Origin of the sequence: Pseudomonas sp. C9 (genome assembly GCF_002000165.1) — a bacterium.
Lineage (GTDB): Bacteria > Pseudomonadota > Gammaproteobacteria > Pseudomonadales > Pseudomonadaceae > Aquipseudomonas.
Map to the genome: position 1 here is coordinate 3,302,697 of NZ_MPAK01000001.1, position 22,272 is coordinate 3,324,968.

Annotated in this window: 12 protein-coding genes; 5 read left to right on the top strand and 7 right to left on the bottom strand. The window is 53.4% G+C overall.

What is annotated here, in order from left to right; translation table 11 throughout:
* The first annotated feature begins 486 nt into the window (after positions 1-486).
* The 3 genes from hhe (at position 487) to BMS17_RS15450 (ending at position 8,655) form a co-directional block, all read left to right on the top strand.
* The gene (gene hhe / locus BMS17_RS15440; RefSeq protein WP_256577186.1) at positions 487-6,231 is read left to right on the top strand and encodes a DUF4011 domain-containing anti-phage protein Hhe; all 5,745 of its coding nucleotides are present in this window, start codon (positions 487-489) and stop codon (positions 6,229-6,231) included.
* A gap of 18 nt (positions 6,232-6,249) precedes the next feature.
* The gene (locus tag BMS17_RS15445) at positions 6,250-7,365 is read left to right on the top strand and encodes a DUF4236 domain-containing protein (RefSeq protein ID WP_218191587.1); all 1,116 of its coding nucleotides are present in this window, start codon (positions 6,250-6,252) and stop codon (positions 7,363-7,365) included.
* Between the two features lie 168 nt (positions 7,366-7,533).
* A complete protein-coding gene (locus BMS17_RS15450; protein ID WP_047543313.1) occupies positions 7,534-8,655 on the top strand; it encodes an endonuclease NucS domain-containing protein in 1,122 nt (373 codons plus the stop codon).
* Positions 8,656-8,757: 102 nt separating this feature from the next.
* Here BMS17_RS15450 and BMS17_RS15455 read toward each other — a convergent pair whose 3' ends face one another.
* Genes BMS17_RS15455 through BMS17_RS15465 form a run of 3 tightly spaced genes read right to left on the bottom strand, consistent with a single transcriptional unit; the run spans position 8,758 to position 15,691 of the window.
* Positions 8,758-12,024: a type I restriction endonuclease subunit R gene (locus BMS17_RS15455; protein ID WP_077431197.1), complete on the bottom strand. Its 3,267-nt coding sequence runs from the start codon at positions 12,022-12,024 to the stop codon at positions 8,758-8,760.
* A complete protein-coding gene (locus BMS17_RS15460) occupies positions 12,021-13,358 on the bottom strand; it encodes a restriction endonuclease subunit S (protein ID WP_218191588.1) in 1,338 nt (445 codons plus the stop codon). The genes BMS17_RS15455 and BMS17_RS15460 overlap by 4 nt, the downstream gene beginning before the upstream one ends.
* Positions 13,358-15,691: a class I SAM-dependent DNA methyltransferase gene (locus BMS17_RS15465; RefSeq protein WP_047543319.1), complete on the bottom strand. Its 2,334-nt coding sequence runs from the start codon at positions 15,689-15,691 to the stop codon at positions 13,358-13,360. Before BMS17_RS15465 ends, BMS17_RS15460 begins: the two co-directional genes overlap by 1 nt.
* Before the next feature lie 1,097 nt (positions 15,692-16,788).
* Between BMS17_RS15465 and BMS17_RS15475 the strand changes: the two genes are divergently transcribed.
* Together BMS17_RS15475 and BMS17_RS15480 are read left to right on the top strand one after the other, a co-directional pair.
* Entirely contained in the window at positions 16,789-17,769 is a 981-nt protein-coding gene (locus BMS17_RS15475) for an integrase domain-containing protein (RefSeq protein WP_077431198.1), read from the top strand.
* A complete protein-coding gene (locus BMS17_RS15480; RefSeq protein WP_047543325.1) occupies positions 17,766-18,041 on the top strand; it encodes a hypothetical protein in 276 nt (91 codons plus the stop codon). The genes BMS17_RS15475 and BMS17_RS15480 overlap by 4 nt, the downstream gene beginning before the upstream one ends.
* A 9-nt stretch (positions 18,042-18,050) precedes the next feature.
* Here BMS17_RS15480 and BMS17_RS15485 read toward each other — a convergent pair whose 3' ends face one another.
* The 4 genes from BMS17_RS15485 to BMS17_RS15500 form a co-directional block, all read right to left on the bottom strand.
* Entirely contained in the window at positions 18,051-19,295 is a 1,245-nt protein-coding gene (locus tag BMS17_RS15485) for an integrase arm-type DNA-binding domain-containing protein (RefSeq protein ID WP_047543328.1), read from the bottom strand.
* 542 nt (positions 19,296-19,837) lie between these two features.
* The gene (locus BMS17_RS15490; RefSeq protein ID WP_046028760.1) at positions 19,838-20,584 is read right to left on the bottom strand and encodes a S24 family peptidase; all 747 of its coding nucleotides are present in this window, start codon (positions 20,582-20,584) and stop codon (positions 19,838-19,840) included.
* Between the two features lie 231 nt (positions 20,585-20,815).
* The gene (gene ppa, locus BMS17_RS15495; RefSeq protein WP_008052339.1) at positions 20,816-21,343 is read right to left on the bottom strand and encodes an inorganic diphosphatase; all 528 of its coding nucleotides are present in this window, start codon (positions 21,341-21,343) and stop codon (positions 20,816-20,818) included.
* Positions 21,344-21,456: 113 nt separating this feature from the next.
* Complete coding sequence (locus tag BMS17_RS15500) at positions 21,457-22,269, bottom strand: zinc-dependent peptidase (RefSeq protein ID WP_046028754.1); 813 nt, start codon at positions 22,267-22,269, stop codon at positions 21,457-21,459.
* Between the last annotated feature and the right edge of the window lie 3 nt (positions 22,270-22,272).

The window sequence follows — 22,272 nt, forward strand, 5'->3', positions numbered from 1 at the left end:
TTTTTTTCTGGTAAAGACCGGCTTTTTTGGTCGGTTTTTTTTGTTTGGTTGTTGCCCGATTTGAGCTTTGATCGAGCATCGAGAAAACGGTCGAGGAGGTCGAATTGAGAGACGTGCTTTCGTGCTTAACTCGAGTTTTGCAATCCGCCTCTGACGGAGCCGTAAGGTCAAGGTTTTGGAAATGAGAATCATCCCGAGACCGAGTTTTTCTATAAGTGTAGGGGGATTTACTGACCAATCGTCGAGGAGACGGGGATTTGTGCGGCGTGAAGGCGCTTTGCCTTTACCTTGCTCCGAGTGCTGGATATTGTGACATCCATCAAACTTCAGGCAGACCGCTGTTTCCCAAGGATGGCATCTTGAGCGCACCGAGAAATCGGCAGCGCCCCTACAAAGCCTCTCTTGTTATCGCGGCCAGCTGAAGCTGAGCATCGGCATTGCCATGCCCAGAAAAAATCATTAGGCAGTTGCCCCGAAAAATTAGCGGTGATCGACGTGAACTCAGGCCCTGAATCATTGGCTATCCAACGATATGAACTTGTTCTGCAATGGATACTAGAACTGGTCCCCGCAGACGGGACGGCCGTTGGCAACAAGTCACTCAGGGACCGGATCGATCGGCGAGCTGAGCTTCAGAATTTTGCCGTCTCTGAGGAAGAGTACTGGAGCCTGCGCGACGAGCTCATTACCAAGGGACTGCTCAATAAAGGCGGCGGCCGGGGTGGGTCGGTTTATCGGTTCGATGCCGAGTCCAATGGGCGTTCAAAGTCCATTGATTCAGCGCCTCTTACCGATTGGGATGACCTTGATACACCCCCAAGCGAGATACCGGAAAGCCTGGAGAAGCTGAGAAGCAGGCTTCTCGACCTCAGCGCCCGCAATCGGCTGCTGAACTTTTCACATGCGCGCTCCAAACGTTTCGTACGGATTATTGATGAGTTGCCGGATCACCTGTTCGATACCTTGGCAGATGAAAAATCCATGCGGTTTGCTGCTGTGCCTGAACCAACGGAAAGGCAGCTTCTTACCCATGGCTTTTTAAAGCTGGACGAAAAGACAGGCACAGTTGTTGAGTTAAAGAAACAGCCTACGGCAGACGTCTGGGCGCAGATCTTGGGTATGGCGACCGGCTATGAGCTACCACTGCCTCCTGCAAGCGGGCAAACCGGTAAGCATTCTGACGACGCGATTCAAACGCTCTATTACCCCGCGGAGATGGAGTCGCGGCTACAGATTTTGTATACCCAGTCACGATCGGCTCTCGAGGAAACGGGCGCGAACATTCTTTATCTTGCGCTCGGGTTCCTGGAGTGGGATGACTCGGTCGCAGGTAAAGACAGCAGCCGCCTGGCGCCGCTGATGTTGGTGCCAGTAAACCTGGAGAAAGGTAAGCTCAATCCTCAAACCGCGACATTCGAATACCGCGTACATCCTACTGGAGAAGACATTCTTACCAACCTGTCATTGCGGGAAAAGCTTCGTGTTGATTTTGGTATCGCACTTCCGCGGATCACCGACGACAGCACTCCTGAGGAATACTTCGAACGCATTGTTGAAACGGTGCTGAAGGTCAAGCCTGACTGGAAAGTTCATCGTTATGCCTCGCTTGGCTTGTTCGAGTTTGGCAAGTTGATGATGTATCTCGACCTTGATCCAGGCCGTTGGAAAGACCAATCATTGCTGGATCATGGTCTGGTTAAACGGCTTACGGGAATGGACGGTTTGCCGGCCGATTCGTCAGGAAAACAAGGCGCATTTTGTGTCGAGCATTCAATCGACGACATTGATCAGGTTCACCTGCAGTTTCCTCTAATAGATGACGCTGACAGTTCTCAGCACAGCGCATTGATAGACGTGATTCGCGGGGATGACCTTGTGATCGAGGGGCCGCCCGGTACCGGTAAGTCTCAGACCATCACCAACATGATTGCTGCGGCGCTGGCCCAAGGCAAAAAAGTGTTGTTCGTTGCGGAGAAGCGCGCAGCGCTTGAGGTGGTCAAGACTCGACTGACAAGAGCAGGTTTGGGCGATTTTTGTCTGGAGTTGCATAGCCATAAGAGTCAAAAGAGCGCTGTTATCGACAGCATCCGGCAGCGGATTCAGAACAGCGGTGGCTTTCGCTCGCCCAAGCAGCTGACGGATCTGATTGCCAACTATGAGCGATTGAAGCAGCAACTCAACAAGCACGTGCATCACTTGCATGCCCAGTTCGAAGAGTCGGGGATGAGTGTTCACGAGGTGCTAATGCAGGCAACCCGTTTGCGTGAGGCATTGTCGATTAAACCTGCCGATCTGCATCCGCAGTCGGAGGCGCGAATCGATAAAACGCATTTGCAGGAGCAGGCCGGCTTTTATGCACACATCTATCGCAAGACGGCTGAGGAAGCTGGTCACACTGGCAAACTTGAAACGCACCCGTGGTTTGGTAGCACAAAAACTCGCGTGACTGGTGCTGAGCGCTCCGCACTTCTAGAACATCTCTCTCTGGCTCAGCAGGCGCTGAATCGTCTCGCTGCTCTTCGTCCTCAATTAGCAGAACAGCTACAGGTATCTGTTCTGGAAACCTACAGCCCAGATCAGTTGCGAGGCTTAGCAGCTTCAATTCCGGTACTTGCATTACCTAAAGGTGATGAGGACTGGGATCTGTTGGGACGACTGGATATCGAGTCCTGTGAGGCACTGAAATTGTGGCTGCAAGGTATGGACTCCTTGTTGGACGAGCAAGGCGTACTAGCTCGATCGTTGCGCGCGGATGTTATTGGCTCTGGGCAAGCGATAGCCTCTATCAAAAAAGCCTGCGCGGCAATACGTCTGCATAACGGTGATGAGGCCCTATCCCTCAACGCCTTGCTGGATGTGATCGAAGAGGCTGAGGAGTTACTGGAACTGGCCCCACGTGTTCAAGTGCTAATTCGGCTGTTAGCGGAAGGGGCTGCGGTTCAAGGCTTACGAAGCGATTTTATCGGTATTGAGCAAGTTGTGCTCTTTCTGCAAATGCTCGCGGCGATGCCTGAGGATTTGGCATCTCTTCGCCATAAACGCTTCGAAGACGAGACCTTGGACAGTTTGCTCGTAGAGTTGGACAACGACATTCCGGTCATCAGGCAGTTGCAGGAGCAGGCTGCGAACCATTTCACTCTGGATCGATTGCCTAGTCATACGCGACTGGAAGACTTGAATCGGGTTTTGGCAGATAAATCACTTTTTCGCTGGTTCAAGGGACAATGGCGCTCTGCTAAAGCCGAGATCTTGGCTATGGCGCGACCAGGGCTCAAGCTGAACCAGCTTCTGGCGGTCTTGCCAGATGTCATAGCTTATCTGAAAAGACACAGTGAACTGAGTGAAAGCAAAGTGCTCACCGAGAAGCTGGGTGAACACTTCCAAGGGCTTGATACTCCGATCGACGCACTCAAGCGCTTGCGGGGTTGGTACAAGTTCCTGCGTACAGAATGCGGACGTGGATTCGGTGCAAAAGTATGGGTTGCGGAGTACCTGCTTAAGACAGATGGGGCGCTACTGGCCGGCATTTCGAGCGATAGCGCAGAGCTCGAGCCCTACCTATTGGATGTTCTGGAGCATCGACTGGACCTGGAAGAGCTGTTGCCCTTTGACAGTCATGATTTGCGTTCGGAAGATTTGCTCGCTCCAGAGGGTCTGTATGCTCGCCTTATCAACGACATCGGAACCGCGCTGCGCTCGTTGTTACCCGTAATCAGCGAAGAGAAGCCCACGATGGGGCAAATACTGCTGCTGATTCAGTCGGTGGAAAGCTGGCAAGCCCGTTCGGCAGCACTGCAAAGCGACTCTGTGCTACAAACCTGCTTGCTGGGTGAAGAGCTTCCTCGAATAGACAATCTTTCAGCGGCCCGACCTCGTTTGACGACCTGGCGGCATACCGTTGCCTTCGTTCAGCCCATTTTGGCGTTGCCGATTCGGGATATTCTTATTCCACAGTTGACGGCGTGCATGCCCAAAGAAGCCGAGTCGCTGATTCTCCATTGGCATCAACAAGGTGCTGCACTCGCTCTAGCTGTAGAGGCCTGGGAGCAGTCCTTGGAAGCGTTTTTCCAAGGTGCTGCGGTTATTTCCGGTCAGTGGTGGCAGTCCATTGAGAAAGCAGATTTCGAGCCCATGGCCAGCCGTCTGACCTGGGCCGCTCAGAACCCCGATCTGCTCGACCATTGGTTCGAGTACCGCCGTTTGCGTTCGCACTTGGTTGAGCTGGGGTTCGAAACTGTCGTCGAAGCAATCGAAACGCAGAACCTGGTTTCTGAACGCTGCATCGATGCCTGTCTGCTCGGGCTTCTTGACAGCTGGGCCTTGCAAATCCTTGAGCTTGATCCCGCGCTGGGGCAGTTTTCGGGCAAAGAGCAGGAGGCCATTCGCGCTCGGTTCGCTGATATCGATGAGCAGCTCAAGCATCTTCAACGTGAGCAAGTTTCGTCACGTATCAGTCAGAACAAAATTCCTGTTGGAAATAGTCATGGTGCGGTCAGAGACTTTACACAATTGGCCTTGCTGCAGCGCGAGGCTGAGAAAAAGACACGGCATGTCCCGATCCGTAGCCTGATGAACCGTGCAGCCGAAGCGCTGCAAGGCCTCAAACCCTGCTTCATGATGTCGCCAATGGCTGTCGCTCAATACTTGCCGGCAGGGCACGTCGAGTTCGATTTGGTCGTAATGGATGAAGCATCCCAAATGCGCCCGGAAGAAGCATTGGGTAGCATCGCACGGGGTAAACAGCTAGTGGTCGTGGGTGACCCGAAACAGCTGCCGCCGACGAACTTCTTTTCCCGCAATGGTGGCGATTCGGATACCGATGAAGCTGATGTTTCATTGGCCGAGGACTCGGAAAGCATTTTGGAAGCCGCCATGCCGCTGTTCAAACTGCGACGTCTGCGTTGGCACTACCGTTCCCGTCACGAGAGCCTGATTGCCTTCTCGAACAAAGCCTTCTATGAAAGCAATCTGGTGGTGTACCCATCTCCGCACCGTGAGTCCGCAGAGTTCGGTGTCAAGTTTGTCAGAGTGCCCCGCGGGCGGTTTGTCGAACAACGCAACATTGAAGAGGCCGAGGTTGTCGCCAAGGCCATTGAGCACCATGTAATTCACCGCCCCGATGAGTCGCTAGGTGTGGTGGCCATGAACGTCAAACAGGCTGATCAGATCGAGCGAATGCTTGAGCAACTGGCCAAACAAAGCCCACAGCTACAAGTCGCATTGGACCGTAATCAAAGTCAGGATGAGCCGCTGTTCATCAAGAACCTGGAAAACGTCCAGGGTGACGAGCGAGATGTTATTTACATCTCCGGCACCTACGGCCCTATGGAAGTGGGCGGTACTGTTCCTCAGCGTTTTGGCCCGATTAACGGTGCCAGTGGATGGCGACGTTTGAACGTGCTGTATACCCGCTCCAAGAAGCGCATGCAGGTGTTCTCCTCGTTTAGCTCGACTGATGTAGTGGTGACCGGTACTTCCAGCAGAGGCGTGCAAGCACTGCGTGATTTTCTGCATTTCGCTGAGTCCGGCCGCATGCCGCACATCAAAGAGTCTGAACGTGCTCCCGACAGTGATTTCGAGTTGGCTGTTATTGAGATGCTGTCTCGTCATGGCTATCAATGCGAGCCCCAGGTTGGTGTTGCTGGTTTCTTCATTGATCTGGCGGTACGTGATCCAGGGCAGCCCGGTCGCTACCTGATGGGGATTGAATGCGACGGTGCGGCATATCATTCGGCCAAGTCAGCGCGTGACCGTGATCGTCTGCGTCAAAGCGTGTTGGAGCAATTGGGCTGGAATATTCGCCGCATTTGGTCGGTTGACTGGTTCCGTAATGCCCGTGTGCAAATCGAACCCATCCTTCAGGAGCTTGCGCGGTTGCGAACCGAGCCAGCTGTAGAGGTCGAGGGGGGGAGTACGGAATCTGAAGAGGTTTCGATCCAGCAAGTGGCAGATGAGCAGAGCGAGCACGCTGAGCGTATTACCCTTGAGGGTAACTATAGCCTGCGAGAGAAGTTGGTCTGGCTTGAAGAGAATGTGATCCGGCCGAATTTGCCAGAGGTTCCTGTTAACCAGCGGTTATTGAGGCCCGCGATGTTGGAAGCATTGCTTGAGTTTCTTCCTGCAGACCGTATCGAATTTCAGCAGATGATTCCTGGGTATTTGCGTAATGGTACCCATGGTGCGGAAGGGCGGTATATCGACGATGTATTGCTTGTGATTGGCGAGCAGTGAGTCAGCGCCTAACAGTGGATGTTCAAGCTGTATCAAGGAATGTTAATGGGATTCTATATTCGTAAGAGCGTCAGAGTAGGGCTGTTTCGTTTCAATCTGTCCCAGCAGGGTGTGGGCGTTTCGGTGGGATTGAAAGGCCTACGCATCGGGACCGGGCCTCGAGGCAATTACGTTCATATGGGGCGGGGAGGCCTGTACTACCGGGCTACCGTACCAAGGACCAACGATAAGCCGCCTTTTTTGCCTCACGTTGAAACTACGGTAATACCTGAGGGCACTCACGCCCCTTTAGTCGAGATCGAGTCCGCGGATGCTTCGCAAATCGTGGATTCATCCTCACGTGATTTGCTCGATGAAATGAATGCGAAGCAGGCAAGATGGCGGCTTTGGCCATGGGTTGGTGTCCTAGGAATCCTCGTAGTATTTCTTGGCCTGCGTAATGGTTGGTCCATTGGGACTATGTGGGGTGCGCTTATCCTCGGTTCAGTCCTAACAATTGCCTCTGCAGTACGCGATACGATGGCTAAGACGGTTGTACTGTTTTACGATTTTGACGCCGAGATGGAAGAAGCTTACGAAGCACTGCACAGCAGTGGCCAGCAGGTTTCGGCAGCAGATGCGGCCTGGCATATCGAGGCCGAAGGCGCCGTTCATGATCGTAAGTATCACGCTGGTGCGAGCAATCTTGTACGTCGGAAAAAAACGACTATTGCTCGGTCTTCACCACCTTATGTAAAAACCAATATAGAAACTATCTCCATGGTTGTTGGGCGTCAAACGCTGCATTTCTTCCCTGATCGTGTATTGATTTATGACGAGAAAAGTGTGGGCGCGGTTAGCTATCGAGAGCTGCAGTTGCAGGTCAATGCGAAGCGGTTTATTGAAAGTGCTTCGCTTCCCAGGGATGCCACGGTAGTCGACAGGACGTGGCAATTTGTTAACAAGAAGGGTGGCCCTGATCGTAGATTCAAAAACAATCGTGAACTCCCTGTTTGTCTTTACGATGAATTGAAGTTGTCTAGCACCACGGGTCTGAATGAGGTCGTACAAATCTCGCGAAATGGTGTGGGAGAGGCTTTTGCCAAGGCTATTCTCGACCTTGCACGGGTTATGCCTTCTGAGCGAGTAAGCTGAGGCAACCTAGTTCCTCGTATTCGTGCCCGAGTTTCACGCATGTATGGAATGTTGATTTGGTCAGTAGCTCGCTAACTAATTCAGCATCTACCAGCGATTGTTGCGTGGTCGGAGTTTCGACGGCGAAATCCAGTTTTATCATAAAAAATTTCATCAAGGACTCACAGCTTGCCTATCAAAACGGACGTCTGGACCGTCGGCCTTACACCCAATAAGCTTCGCCAAAGCCGATTGGCCAGTGAGCAGCTACTGGAAGAAATGATCATCAGCTCCCCAAGCATTCTCTCGGATGAGTGGATGCTGATAGGTAGGCAAGAAAGCACTGGTATGGGGGGGCGCATTGATCTATTGGCCATTGCTCCTGATGGAAATCTGGTACTAATTGAGCTCAAACGAGACCGCACGCCCCGTGAAGTCGTTGCTCAGACCCTCGATTACGCCGTGTGGGTCGAGAGTCTCCGTGAGAACGAAATCGCGGCGATTTACCAACGGTTCCGCCCCGGAAGCAGCTTGTATGCAGATTTTTTAGCGCGCTTTGGTCGTGTGCTAGACGACGATGATTTGAATAAAAGCCACCAACTGATCATCGTCGCCACAGAGTTGGATGTCAGCAGCGAGCGAATCGTTGAGTACCTCAGCAAGCGAGATATTCCGATCAACGTGCTCTGTTTTCAAATTTTCCAGGTGGGCGATCAACAGCTACTGAGTCGATCCTGGTTACTCGATCCTGTTCAGACTCAAGTGAACGCCGCGTCGACGAGCGAAGGGCATAGCGAGCCTTGGAACGGCGAGTTCTACTGTTCGTTCGGCGATTCTGCCTCGCGCTCATGGGCCGATGCTGTGGAGTTCGGTTTTATTTCCGGCGGTGGAGGCGCGTGGTACAGCAAGACCCTGCAGCTCCTGTCTCCGGGAGATCGGATCTGGGTAAACATTCCGCAGCAAGGCTATGTCGGCGTAGGACGCGTTCTTGGCACGTCCACACCTGCGAACGAGTTCACAGTGATGCAAGACGGCGAGGAGCGGCCGGTGCTAGAGGTCGCAACGCGCGCCAACTATCATGCAGAATTTGCTGACGATCCGGAGCGCTGCGACTATTTTGTTCCGATCCAATGGCTGCAAAGCGTGCCGGTGAGCCAGGCAGTACGAGAGATTGGGATGTTTGGGAATCAGAATACGGTTTGCCGTCCGACTACGCCGAAGTGGCGGTGGACGATTGAGCGATTAAAGCAGCGATTTCCGCGTTTCGATGAAGTGGCAGCTACTGAGGTCGCGAGCGTTCCTGGCAGTTGATAAATTGGGCAGCAGCCTGCTGCCCAATTACTTGTTCAGTAGCACCTACAGTCAGTATCTCTTTTAGTCTGGAGAAAGTCCCACCTGCGGTGGGACATGCGATTATTGGTCTGCCAGCTTAAGTAAATCGAAAACCACTCTGGCAAATTTACTGGCCTTAGCAGGGTCAGAGAGCAGTTGCATCATCTGGTTCTGGTGGGCATCGCCACTGTCCATAATCGCGTCATCAACCGCATTGGCGAAGTTTCCAAGCAATGCCTGTTCGGGAGTATTGTTTGCCAGTTGTTGCATAACTAACTGGTTTTCACTGACCTTGTCACGGATGGTATAGGCGTAATTTACCATGTCTTTTTCAGTCAGTTGGTCCGTCACAAACAGCTCATTGAGCCGTTCTAATATCTGTGAAAGCAGCTCTTCCTTTTTGTCCTTCGCAGCCGCTGATCCAAGCCCCTCACCTGGCACGAGCTTATAGTCGGGCGAGTCTTCTTTTAGCTTCAGATCTTGCTGGCGTATTTTCGAAACGCGGTAGTGGCTGAGCACGACACCAGTGAGGTCAATATCATCCTCATCCACAGCGGCTTCACGCAGCATTGGGCTTAGATTGCGTGCGTATAGGCTGAGCTTTTCCAGCTGCTTATCATCGTAATCGACGATCTGCGACATGAATTCATAGAAACGCACAAAGGTGCCCAGATCCTTTTTGAAGATGTCCAGGGCGTCCTTGGCTTGCTTGCATTCCTTCAGGTCGTTTTCAGCGTTGGCGATCAACACTGCATCCTGAGTCTTTTTGATTCTCTCAAATATGTCTTTCGATTGTGCGTAGGCATCAACCGCCAACTTGTAGCGTTTCGTCCAGCGTTCGACCGCAGGCTTGCAAATGTTGGCAATCGCCGCATTGCTTTTGTTTTTGATGAAAAAGGCTGCGGAGAACTGCTCAACCTCGCTGGACTTGTAAATGCCTGCCGCGTTGAGCTTCTCAAACAAATCGAAGATCAAGTCTGGATCGGAAACATCTGCCAGCTCTGCCGTCTGAAAGTACGGCTGGAACGAATCGAGGATGTCTTGCGGCTCGTTGAAGAAGTCCAGGATGAACGTGCCAACGTCCACCTTGCCGGGATACGTACGGTTCAAGCGCGACAGGGTCTGCACGCACTCGACGCCGCCGAGTTTTTTGTCCACGTACATGGCGCAGAGCTTGGGTTGGTCAAAGCCGGTCTGAAATTTGTTGGCAACGATCATCACCTGATAATCATCGCTATCAAAGGCTTTGCGCATATCGCGGCCTTTGAGGTTGGGGTTCATGTTGTTCTCGGTGTATTTGTTGCCGAGTAACGCGACCGCATTTGGGTCTTTCTCTGTGAACTCCACCTCACTGGAGAATGCCACCATGGCATGGATTTTTTGGTAGCCCTTATCGACGATGTATTTGTCGAAACACAGCTTGTATCGCACGGCCTCTTTGCGTGAGCTGGTGACCACCATGGCTTTGGCTTGACCGCCCAACAGGCCCATCACGTTGTTGCGAAAGTGCTCAACAATCACCTGCACCTTTTGCGCGATGTTGTATTCGTGCAGGCGCACCCACTGGTTGAGCTTGACCTTGGCTTTCTTGCTTTCGACCTCCTGATCAGCCTTGTCGATTTTTTGCGCCAGGTTGTAGGCCACTTTGTAGTTGGTGTAGTTCTTCAGCACATCGAGAATAAAACCCTCTTCAATGGCCTGACGCATGCTGTACACGTGGTAGGCCGCGGGCTTATTGGTTTTAGAGGGCTGCTCAGTGGGCTTGGGCAAACGGCCAAACAGCTCCAGCGTCTTGGTTTTCGGCGTAGCGGTGAATGCAAAGTAACTGAGGTTTTTCGACACGCGGCGTGAAGCCACGGCGGCATCGAGAATGTCCTCGGTGCTAAGTTCGTCCTCACCATTAGCCTTGGCCTCAATCATCAGCACTTCTTTTAGCTGGCGGGCGGTAGAGCCGGTTTGCGAGGAGTGGGCTTCGTCAGCAATGATCGCGTAGCTGCGCTCTTTCAGGCTGACGCTGTTTTCGATGGCGCGCAGCACATAGGGAAAGGTCTGGATTGTGACGATAATAATCGGCTGCGAGTTTTCCAGCGCTGCGGCGAGCTTTTCCGATTTGGAACCGTCGCCTTCCTGATTATTGATGCGGCCAACCGCGCCATCGACGTGTTCAAACTGGTTGATCGTGTCTTGCAGCTGATCATCCAGCACGGTGCGATCCGTCACCACAATCACTGAGTTGAATTGCTTACAACCCTGGTTGTCATAAAGCGCCGAAAGCTGATGCGCTACCCAGGCAATCGAGTTGGACTTGCCGGAACCGGCGCTGTGCTGGATCAGGTACTTATGACCGGGGCCTTCGGTGCGGGCCGCCGTGACCAGTTTATTCACCACATCCCACTGATGGTAACGCGGAAAAATCAGGCTTTCTTTCTTGTATTTACGGCCTTCCCAATCTTCTTTGTCTTCAATTTGCAGGTGCACGAAGTGCCCGAGGATCGACAGTAGGTTGCTGGGGAGTAAGACCTCGTTCCACAGGTAATCGGTGGCGTACTGGTTAATGTCTGACGGCACATCGTTCCCGGCACCGCCTGCCTTTGTGCCTTTGTTAAACGGCAGAAAGAAGGTATCAGCGCCTTCCAGCCGCGTGGCCATATAAACCTCGTATTGGCTCACCGCAAAATGCACCAACGCACCACGCTTGAAGGTCAGCAGCGGTTCGGGCTTTTTGGTTATTGGGTCGATGGCCAAGCGCGTGGTTTTATATTGCTTAATGGCCTTCTGCACGGCCTGCTTGAATTCGGATTTCAGCTCCAGCGTGGCAACCGGCAAGCCGTTTACAAACAACACCAAGTCAATCCGCCAGGCTTTGGCCTTGCTGCCGGTTTGTTCGAGATGTTCTTGGCTTGCCCAAGGTGAATAAATCACCTCAGGCACGACACGGCAGCGGTTCTTAGCATAGCGAGCCAAGGTGTCGGGGTTTAGATCGTGCTCAGGTTTAAACTGACACAAGCTGAAACGGGTGCCACGGTCACGTAATTCATGGCGCAACACGCCCAGCGTGCCGAAGGTGCGCATTTCTTTGCTGGCGGCATTGGGGTCGGTTTTATTCAGCTGGGTGGCGACTCGCTCAAGAAAGCTCTGATTGGGGTTGTTTGGGTAGAGGATGCAGAATTTTTGCCACTGCTGAGGCTGGGTGTCTTGCACAAAACCGAGCAAGTCTTCGGGATACAGGGCGAGTTCACGGTTGTAGTGCTCCGCCTTACCCAGCTGCCAACCGTTACTGAGCAAATGCTTGAGCATATCGTTTTGAAACATTAGCTCGTTGGCCTTGCCTCCATCCAATGAACTCATGCGGCTACTTCCTTGTTGGTTTGACTGTTTTTCGGAGTAACCCAATCTCTCACGTCGATCTTGCCGGTAACGGCGGCTGAGATTAGGGCAGTACGGCGTTCTTTAATGATTTTTATTGATTGTTCAGCTTTCGCAATCAATAGATCAAGTTTTTCCCTGGATTTAAAAACATGATCAATGATCTGCTTCTGCTCTTCAATGTCAGGGAAGGCAGCAATCAGTTTGTTTACGTCAGGCATGCCAATTGTTTTCAAAGTTGCACCGAAGGTGTATCGATCGAGCTCATCTTTCATGGCGTAAAAAATAAGCAATAAGTATTCTGGAATGACTTTTTTCTCGTTGCATACCCAAGCAATAATATGTTGCGATACAGCCATAACCCTTGTCGTGATTGCCGCCAAACCGATGCTTGCATCTCTGGTGAAAACTACGCATCTTTCGGGAAGCTTTCGGGCTGAAGAGTTGGCTATACCTTTTTCATTCAGATAAAATGCAGTATCGCTGATGTAGTCGACTTCTTTTAATTGAGATGAGTCGTTGAGCGATACCCACGGAATATCGCAATCGACCCAATACTCCTCAATTTTTTTATCTGGAGTATGTCCACTTTCCAACCTGGCAACGTGCTTGATGCGGCAAACAGTCCACTCCTCCGGAACGTCCCCCAGCCACTCAACACCCGAGTCGCGCATCTTAGTGTTGCAGTTCAAACCTTTAGTGACAGCATGGCTGATTACGGCTTGACGTTTTTCTTTTAGTAGTTGAATGATTTGTTGTTGATGCTCTATTAGACTATCAATTTTAACAGTTTCGCGGTCGAGGAAGTTAACTATGTGGGTAAGCTCGTCTTCAGGAGGGAGCGCCAGTCGTGTTTTAAGAATGTCTGTGCTCGATAAGTGCTTAACCGTTGTGTAATACGTTAAGTCATTAATTATTTTCATGTTGAATGGAAGCGAGTAAAAAATAAAATCTTGTAAGGAATGGTTGGGTGCCCGAATGCAGGCGACTCGCTGATTTAATGCGGCTTCTCCTCCTTTCCATTTTGCCACATTAAAGTCGCCGTCCATTCCTACTAATATATCATTGTCGGTTATTAGCGACTCTGGCGGTACCTTGCCGATATACCCAACTTCTGTTTTCGATGAGTTTATGTCGCGAATTCTAACAAGAGGGATGCCCGATGATGGTTCAAATAGCTTTGAGTCAAATGGGTAGCCATTGATTACGTGTGCCGATTCTTTAATGCGCACCAGTTTCCAATGGCTAGGGATTTTTCCTAGCCACTCAACCATAGAATCTTTATATTGAGAGTATGGCTTATATCGTCCGGCCATTACGAATGCACCTCTTGTAGTAACTGCATAATCTCAGCGGATACTGCATCCAGATCGACATCGATTTCTACCAAGTCTCGCGGCGGCTGATACTGATAAAAATGCCGATTAAAGGGGATTTCATACCCGACAATACCAACTTGCTGATCCTTAGCGTCTTTTTTGCTGGCGTCTATCCAAGCATCTGGCACGTGTGGCTGAATTTCTTTTAGGAAGTAAGCCTCATTGCTGGCATTAACGCTCTGACTCGGATCGAGCGCGACGTTTTCGTTGTCGCGCAGCTCACTGTCGGCTTGATACTCCAGTACTTCTCCGTCAACGCCAAAAAATCCATACAGTGGATTGGCTTTGGTTTTGTGAACCTTCTTGATGACCTTGGCGGCGGCTGGGTTCTTCCAGCTCACGGCATCGATGATCTGCTTTTTGTCTTTGGCGTCCAAGGCAATGCCCTGTTCCTTGCAGGCAGCTTTGACGGCCTCCTCAAAGGTGTTGAAGTCGTCATACTGGGCAGCACCGATGCTTGCCTGCAACTGTTGCGTCTTGAGCAACAGCCGCTTTTGGTTCATCCAGGTTGTTCTGCTTAGCAGATCCTTAATGTGCTTCTCTTTCAGCTCAGCAAAATGCAGCTTGCAGTAACGACGGACGGCCTCTTCATGGGTACTCAGATCACCGTAGAGCTTGCAGTTGTCGCCATCGCTCCAGCTCTCACCCTCTATGGCACTGTATTCCTGATAGAGCCACTGCATGGCGCTATTAAGGGCGCCGGGGGCGAAACGGCAGGTTGCCACGCGTTCGTCACTGAACTGCCAAGACAACCGCAATGGGCGCTCAATGCTGATACGCCGATAGCCGAACTCGTGGGTGCTGAAAATCTTGCTGGCGAAGGTCTTGGCTGCCTCGGCTTTGGGGTTGGCTGCCTGGCGGCCGCGATTGCTTTTTTGTGCGGCTTGTTTGTCGAGTTCGTAGGCATCGACTGCGGCAAAGCTGCCGAAGGCGCGTATCACTGTGGCAATATCGCTTTCGTCCATTTCATTACGCTTGGAACCGAGGGATTTGCGCATTTTGCCGCACAGGTTCACACCATTGATCAGTTGAACCTTGCCCTTACGCTCTTGGGTTTTTTTGTTGGACAATACCCAAATGTAAGTTGAGATGCCGGTGTTGTAGAACATGTCGGTGGGCAGCGCGACTATGGCTTCGAGCAAATCGGTTTCCAGGATGTAGCGGCGGATTTCTGATTCGCCGGAGCCGGCACCGCCGGTAAACAATGGCGAGCCATTCAGGATAATGCCAATCCGGCCACCACCCTGGGAGCCGTCGCGTACCTTGCTGAGCAGGTGCAGCAGGAACAGCAAGGAGCCATCGCTTACTCGTGGCAAACCTGCGCCAAAGCGGCCACTGAAACCCTTTTGTGTGTGCTCGTCGCTGATTTCTTGCTCGATCTTTTTCCAGTCCACGCCAAAGGGTGGGTTGGACAGCATGTAGTCAAATTCAGTGGCGTAGAGCTGGTCGTTCGACAAGGTGTTGCCGAGCTTGATGTTGCTGACATCCTGGCCTTTGATCAGCATGTCAGCTTTGCAGATGGCATAACTCTCAGGGTTGAGCTCCTGACCATAAGCTCGCATCACCGCCTGGGGGTTCAGCTCATGCACGTATTCCATGCCGGATGAGAGAAAACCGCCCGTCCCGGCCGTAGGGTCGTAGATGGTGCGGATGATGCCGGGCTTGGTCAGCGCATCATCGTCTTCCATAAATACGAGGGAGGTGGTGAGGCGCACGATATCGCGTGGGGTAAAGTGCTCCCCGGCGGTTTCATTCGAGCTTTCCGCAAAACGACGGATTAGTTCTTCAAACACTAGACCCATATCGTGGTTGGAGACCGCTGTGGGGCTTAGGTCGGTCTTTCGAATCCGTAGTACGATCTTGTAGAGCAGATTGGCATCGTTTAGCTGACCGATGAACTCGCTAAATTTGAAGTGTTCGAAAATTTCGCGGGCGTCCTTGGAGAAACCCTGCAGATAGGATTCGAGGTTGGCTTTGATGCCCGCTTCACCGAGTTTGGAGAGATCCATTTTTGAGGTGTTGAAAAACGAAAGCCCACCGCTAGCTCTTAGCAACAGTTTTTCTTGGGCTTCTTCGGAGTGATTGAGTTGCAGGAGTTTTTCATGCTGAATCAGCACCGCTGCTTTGGTCGGCTCCAACACACACTCCAGGCGCCGCAGCAAGGTGAACGGCAGAATGATCCGGCCGTATTGGCTTTGCTTGAAGTCGCCACGGAGTAAATCGGCCAATGACCAGATGAAAGCGGCCAGATTGTTGGAGGCTTGCGACATGTTCTGAAGTCCTTGTAGTGCTCGAAAGCTGCTGAACCACTGTGCAGCTCGGTGATGAATCTAACTGGGGCGCATTATGCTGCAACGACTGCGAGCGGTGATGGCCTCAGTTGGATATTTCACTCAATAGGTTGGGGGCGGGAGGTGACGATCACTTCCCTACAAAATATCCGTGGCGCATCCAGACGTGGGTAACCCTGTGAGATCACCGTTGTCCGCCCCTCCACGCGGGTCCATCCAAGCGGGGCTGCAAAGCCGCCCTGCTTGGATGGACCTCACTTAAAAAATCTAAAGCCCACGCAAACGGTCTGTGGAAAACCACAGATTTCCACCGCTGGATAATTTCATCCACAGCCGCAGAACTCCCGAAAATTGGAGTCTTGACCCAAATTATCCACAGGCGTAGAAAAGATCGGGCAAGCGCTGTCGTTGACAGCAACCCAGGTAGCCAGAACCTTTAAGGCTACGCCACACAGTGGTGGTTCTCCCAAAGTGCGATTAGCGTCCGGCGGCTCGCACGGTCACAGCGATGTGATGGATGCCTACTTTTACCAGTGTGCCCACTGCGGCAACTTCCCTCTTTCATAGCTGCCCTGCAGCAACCTATCCGCTTGGCCATTTCATTGCGCCAACCTGCGCCCGTCTCTTTCTCCCGGAAAGAGACGGGCGCTGCTACCACTGCTGCAGCCCACCTCGTACAAAGCATTGCGGCATTTCCCCTCGTGACAATCGGCGTGACAAACACCGAAGTCACCATCAACAGCGATGCAGATGATGGTGCCGCAGCCCACGGAATGGAACTGCACCTGACTGACAGTCAGGCATGCCCCGGTCATCGCATCACTGCCTTCACCCGACTCAGGATCTCGCGGCGGCGGTCTCGTCAGCCAATGCAGCCTCCACCCGCCCACCGGTATCGGTGCTCAGGAGGCCTGATCATGAGATGCCCAAGCTCCCGGTCGTAAAGAGCCGTCAGTCCCGCGTTAGTGGACAACCCTCACAGGTCGCAGGGGCCTTGATCCCTGATAACACTCAACATTCTTGGCGGGATGATGTGGGGAAAGTTTCAAACGTATGCCTTCGGAAGGAGTTTGATCATGGCACTGGTGGGCAGGCGAGATGGGCGCAATTTTGGCTATGGTCGGCAACTGAGTTATGCCGGGCCACAGGCATTGAAAGATTTGTTTGGCGGCGGGCATTACGGCACGGTCAAGGCGCACAGTGATCGCTGGCAGGCGTTTGTACGCTGGTGTCGCTCGGAGGATGGGCCAGGCGTCAACGATGCACGACAGATTGATCGGCAGACCTTGCTGGACTACGCCGAGCATCTGCGTCAGCAAGTTGAACAAGGTGCTATAGGCATCGCCACCGCGCAAAACCGATTGTCCAGCGTGAACCGGACCATGGCTGCGCTTCGCGTTGATCAGTATGTGACGGTAGTGAGTCCGAGCAAGGCTTTGGGAATGCGGCGCACCAGTGTTCGTCAATCGGTGCCGCAAGGCCAAGATCGCGAACATGTGAAACGGATCGTCGACATACTCTGCGAACTCCAAATGCAACGCGCTGCCGCCATCGTGCACTTGGCGCGAGCCGCCGGAATGCGCTTGCGCGAGGCCATTTTGGCCGACCTTCCTCGACTGCAACGGGAAGCCGAGCAACTCGGGAGGATCAACATCCAGGATGGCACTAAAGGTGGCCGCTCAGGTGCATCGGCACCTCGTTGGATTACGGTAGATGATCATGTTCGTGACGCGCTGAGGTTTGCCGAACAGGTCTCGCCCGACGGTAGCCGCAACCTGCTTGCACCGAATGAACGCTACCTTGAATTCCAACGGGGAATCGCTCGCCCGGCACGGGACATCCTCCATCCGTACAGCCTCAAAGGCTTCCACGAATTGCGGGCGGCCTATGCGTGCGAGCGCTATGAGCAAATCACCCATCATTTCGCGCCCATCAACGGAGGCAGTTGCTATCAGCTCGACCGACGCCTTGATCAGGCGGCCAGAGACCAAATCAGCTATGAACTCGGGCACGGCCGTATCGACGTGGTGTCGGCTTACATAGGCGGCCGAGCATGAGCAAGTCATTCGATATGGAGCTGTTCCTGGCGGGCATCCTGACCGGGTCACATACCACGCGCCAACGCCATCTGCGTCAGGCGAAGGCTATCCAAACAGCGATCGCTGAGCGCTGGCAACGCGACAATCCATGGACTTGGCAGAGAAAACACCTTGCGTGGTTTTTGAATCACCACCTAAACCAGCACACTGAATCGACGCGCTATTACTATTTGCTGACCATCCATTTGCTCACTCTTCGCTTAGGAAAATCCTGGCAGTTCAACCGCTAGACTTGAGCATTAGCGCGTCCCTGCGTCGTTCTGGGTATTCTCACTATCGCTGTCACCTTTGGCTGTAGCGTACTGAGCCCAAAGCTCCATCAGCTCTCGACGCTTTTCGAAGAAGTCAGATCGTGAATAAGCGCTTTCGGTTTCTCCTCGCTCATCATGAGCCAGCGCCAGCTCACAAATCTCTCGAGGGAAATTAGTCTGCTCGCCCGCCCAGTCGCGGAACGTTGAGCGGAATCCGTGGCGAGTGATGCTTTCATAGCCGAGCCCGTGCAGCAGGTTACGAATGCCGTTGGCATGCATGACGCCGCTGCGACCACTTCCTGGAAACACGTAGGGACTTTCGCGGCCGAGCTTGGGAAGACTCTTGAGTAGTGAGACGACTTCTGGCGCCAGCGGGACCGCGAAAGCCTGGCGGGTCTTCATTCGTTCGTCGGATAAAGACCAGCGGCCTGCCTCAAGGTCGAATTCATCCCAGCGTGCGAATCGGACCATATGTGAGCGAGCACCGGTTAGGATCAGTAACTGAGCTGCGATAGAAACGTGGCTGGTGTCCTTACGCAAGGCTTCCATGAGTTTTGGAAGGTCCTGCCATTTCAATGCCGGGTGATGTTGGCGTTTGCGAGCTTTCTTCTTCTCATGCCGGCTGAGGAGATTTTCCAGATGACCGCGCCAGCGAGCCGGATTCTCTCCGGACCTGAGGCCTTGGGCTCTTGCGGCATCGAGTATCTGTTCGATTTGCCCTCGAACCTCATCAGCCGTCCGTGTCTTGCTTGACCAGAGTGGCTGCAAGGCCTTGATCAGGTGCTTGGTCTCGATCTGGTCAGCGGACAGCTTCCCTACTATTGGGAAAGCATAGAGCTCGAGTTTCCTCAGCCAGCCTTTGCGCCATTTCTCTGACCAGCTCGAGCCATGGGCGTCACGGTAGTCGGAGGCTAACTTCTCGAAGGTTATCAGATGTGCCAGTTCTCTGCGTTCGGCTTCCCGCTGAGCAGCTTGTTCAGCCTGTCGTTTCGCGAGTGGATCAGTGCCGTTGAGGATATGGACTTTATTTTCATAGGCGGCTGCGCGGGCTTTTTTCAGGTCGAGTTGAGGGTAACTCCCGAGACCCATCTCCCTGCGTTTGCCGTTCAATTGAAAGCGGAGTACCCAGGTTTTTCGTCCTGAGGGTTTCACCAAAAGACGAAGCCCGTCACCGTCTTCGTACGTCCCTGCCTCAACCAGGTTTTTGACTTGATTGGCGGTCAGTTTGCCCATTTTTTCGCCCTCTGTTCCCCCACTTGTTCCCCCACTTACGCGTGGAACGCCTCGGATCAAAACGGAAGTCACAGGAACAAAAGTAGGCTGAAACCCTTGATCTAGCAAGGCTGTCGCGGTTTTCAGTAGATGAGGCTGGCTTTCAAAAAGGCATTAAAAAGCCGGCTTGTGGCCGGCTTCTCGGGGACTGGCTTGGATCATTTTTGGTAAACCGCGCCAGCCTTCAAAACGTACACCCGGATCTTGCGTCCGGCTGTGGGACTCGGCGAGAAAGTCATCTGCCTTGTCGGTGCGATCAGAGCCGCGGGGCGGGTTGATGCGCAAATGTGGGGCGCAGCATACTGATTTTTTGGGGAAATTCCCAGTGTGGTGTGCGGGGTAGAGCGATTGCGGTGATGTGTAGCAGCTGGCGAAGCCTGCGTTCGGCTGCGAAGCAGTCGTCAATCCGATACCCGCGGTGTACTGAAACATCGGGGTGAATGGTTGTACGACTGCTGCGCAGTCGGACGCAGGCTTCGCCAGCTGCTACAGGGGCTGTGTGTTTACAGGAACGGTACCGTCGGTCGACGTTTGTTCAGCGTCGACCACCAAAACACCCACCCCAACACCCTGATGTTCTGCTTATCAATCTGCTCGGCGCTGAAGATCTCATCCGGATGCTCGGTTTTGTTGTAGCTGCGCAACCGCAGCGCATTCCCGGGCATGCGGTGCAGGTATTTGATGCGCAGCATCCCGTCATGGTCGAGGGCGTAAATTTCCCCATCAATCACCTTGGTCAGCCCACGGTCGATGGCGAGGGTGGAGCCGTCCTCAATCCTCGCGCCCATGCTATTACCGAGCATGTGAATGCCGATCGCGTCAGCATGGTTGATTTCCAGGGAGTCGAGGTGGCTTTTGGGCAGGCGGATAAATTGGCCGGTGTCTTCCACGATGTGGGTTTTGTGAGACCCCGGGGCGATGGGGGATTCTTTGTAGAGGGGCAGTTCGACGTCGCTCGGCTCGATGACCGTGTAGATGCCACGAATCGCCTGGGCGTCGAAGGTGTTGCCTGACTCGTCGAGCAGGCGCAGGTGTTTGGAGTCTTGTGGACCCTCACCGGTCTTGAGCCAGTCGCTGTTGACCGACAGCAGTCTGGACACCTCTTCCATGCGGTAGGCGGGCACGCCGCGGGTGTACCAGTTGTGGATGTTTTGCGCTTCCGTGTCGAAGAAAGCGGCAAATCCTGTCGTCGTTATGTTCGCTTTTTCGAGGAGCGCTTTAAACCGTGGGCCGCTAGTGTTCTTTTTCATAAACACGAGTCTACGGGCGCAGGGTGGGCGTTTGAATAAACGAACCGTTCAAATTTCGAGGGAAATTTACGACCGGATGTAAGACGTATTTTGAACAAATTAAACAAGAAAAAACCGTGACGGCCAGGAGATAAACGTCCTGTTTAAAAACCACTTTATGAGCGCGCACAAAAAACCCCGGATCAACCGGGGTTTTTTTCAAGTCGTCAGTGGCTCAAGGCCAAAGGCGTCTTAGCCTTTGTAGGCTGCAACCGACTTGGTGATCGCGTCACGAGCGGCGTCTGCGCCAGCCCAGCCTTCGATCTTCACCCACTTGCCTTTTTCGAGATCTTTGTAGTTCGCGAAGAAGTGCTCGATCTGCTGGATCAGCAGCGGCGGCAGATCGGTGTATTCCTTCACATCGACGTACAGCTGGGACAGCTTGTCGTGCGGAACTGCGATGACTTTGGCATCGCCGCCGCCGTCGTCGGTCATGTTCAGGATGCCAACCGGACGGGCGCGGATTACCGAACCTGGAGCAACCGGGTAAGGGGTCACGACCAGCACGTCGAGGGGATCGCCGTCGTCAGCCAGGGTGTTCGGGATGTAACCGTAGTTGGCCGGGTAGAACATTGGGGTGGCCATGAAACGGTCAACGAACAGGCAATCGCTGTCTTTGTCGATTTCGTATTTGATCGGCGCGTGGTTGGCCGGAATCTCGATCGCGACATAGATGTCGTTCGGCAGGTCTTTGCCAGCCGGAATCTTGCTGTAGCTCATTGGGCGTTGCCCCCGTTAGTTGACCAGAAATACTTGGCCGGATTGACCAAAAAGTGGCGGCGATTATAGGCATATTCCGCCGATGACGCTATGTACCAGAGGTCGTGTAGACCTTAGTCGTGGTCCCGGTAGACCGGATCTTCAGCCAGAAGTTGCCGTAACCGGCTCAGCGGATCCTGCCGGTAGAAAAGCTTCAGTTGTTCATACACCTGTGGATAAGTCTCGTGCAGCAAATCCGGGGCGCTGAAGAAGTATTCACTGGTGACGGCAAAAAACTCGGCGGGGTTTTCTGCCGCGTACGGGTCGATGGCGGTTTCGGCATCCGGGTTGCGCTCCAGTTGCCGGTCGAGGTCATTGTAGGCCTCTTGCATCACCTTGGCCCATTCGCTGACCCGCATGTCGGGGTGCAGCGGCGGCAGGCCGTTGGCGACGCCGTTGAGCATGTCGAGTTTGTGCGCCAGTTCGTGGATCACCAGGTTGTAGCCTTCCCAGCCACCACTGGCCATTACGCCAGGCCAGGCGAGAATGATCGGCCCTTGCTGCCACGCCTCGCCACTGTGTTCGCCGTCCCACTCATGCTCCACGCCGCTGGCATCGCGATGGCGCTGGGGGCTGAGGAAGTCATCGGGGTAGAGGATGATTTCGTGAAAACCCTGATACCAGTTCAAGTCGCCCAGATTCAGCAGCGGCAATTGCGCCTGCGCTGCCAGCAACAGGCGTTGCTCCTGGTGCAGTTCGACGCCGGGCAGGGCGGTCAGGTGTTTGTCTTCGAGGAACAGCACGCAGGCTTCACGCAGCCATTGGTCTTCAACGGGGCTGATGCCATCGAGAAAGCTCAAGTGCTGGCGCACCCGCTGCCACATGTCGTCGGCAATCGGGTGCTTGGCCAAGGTGCGCTGGCGGCGCCAGGCGCTAAGCGACCACATCGC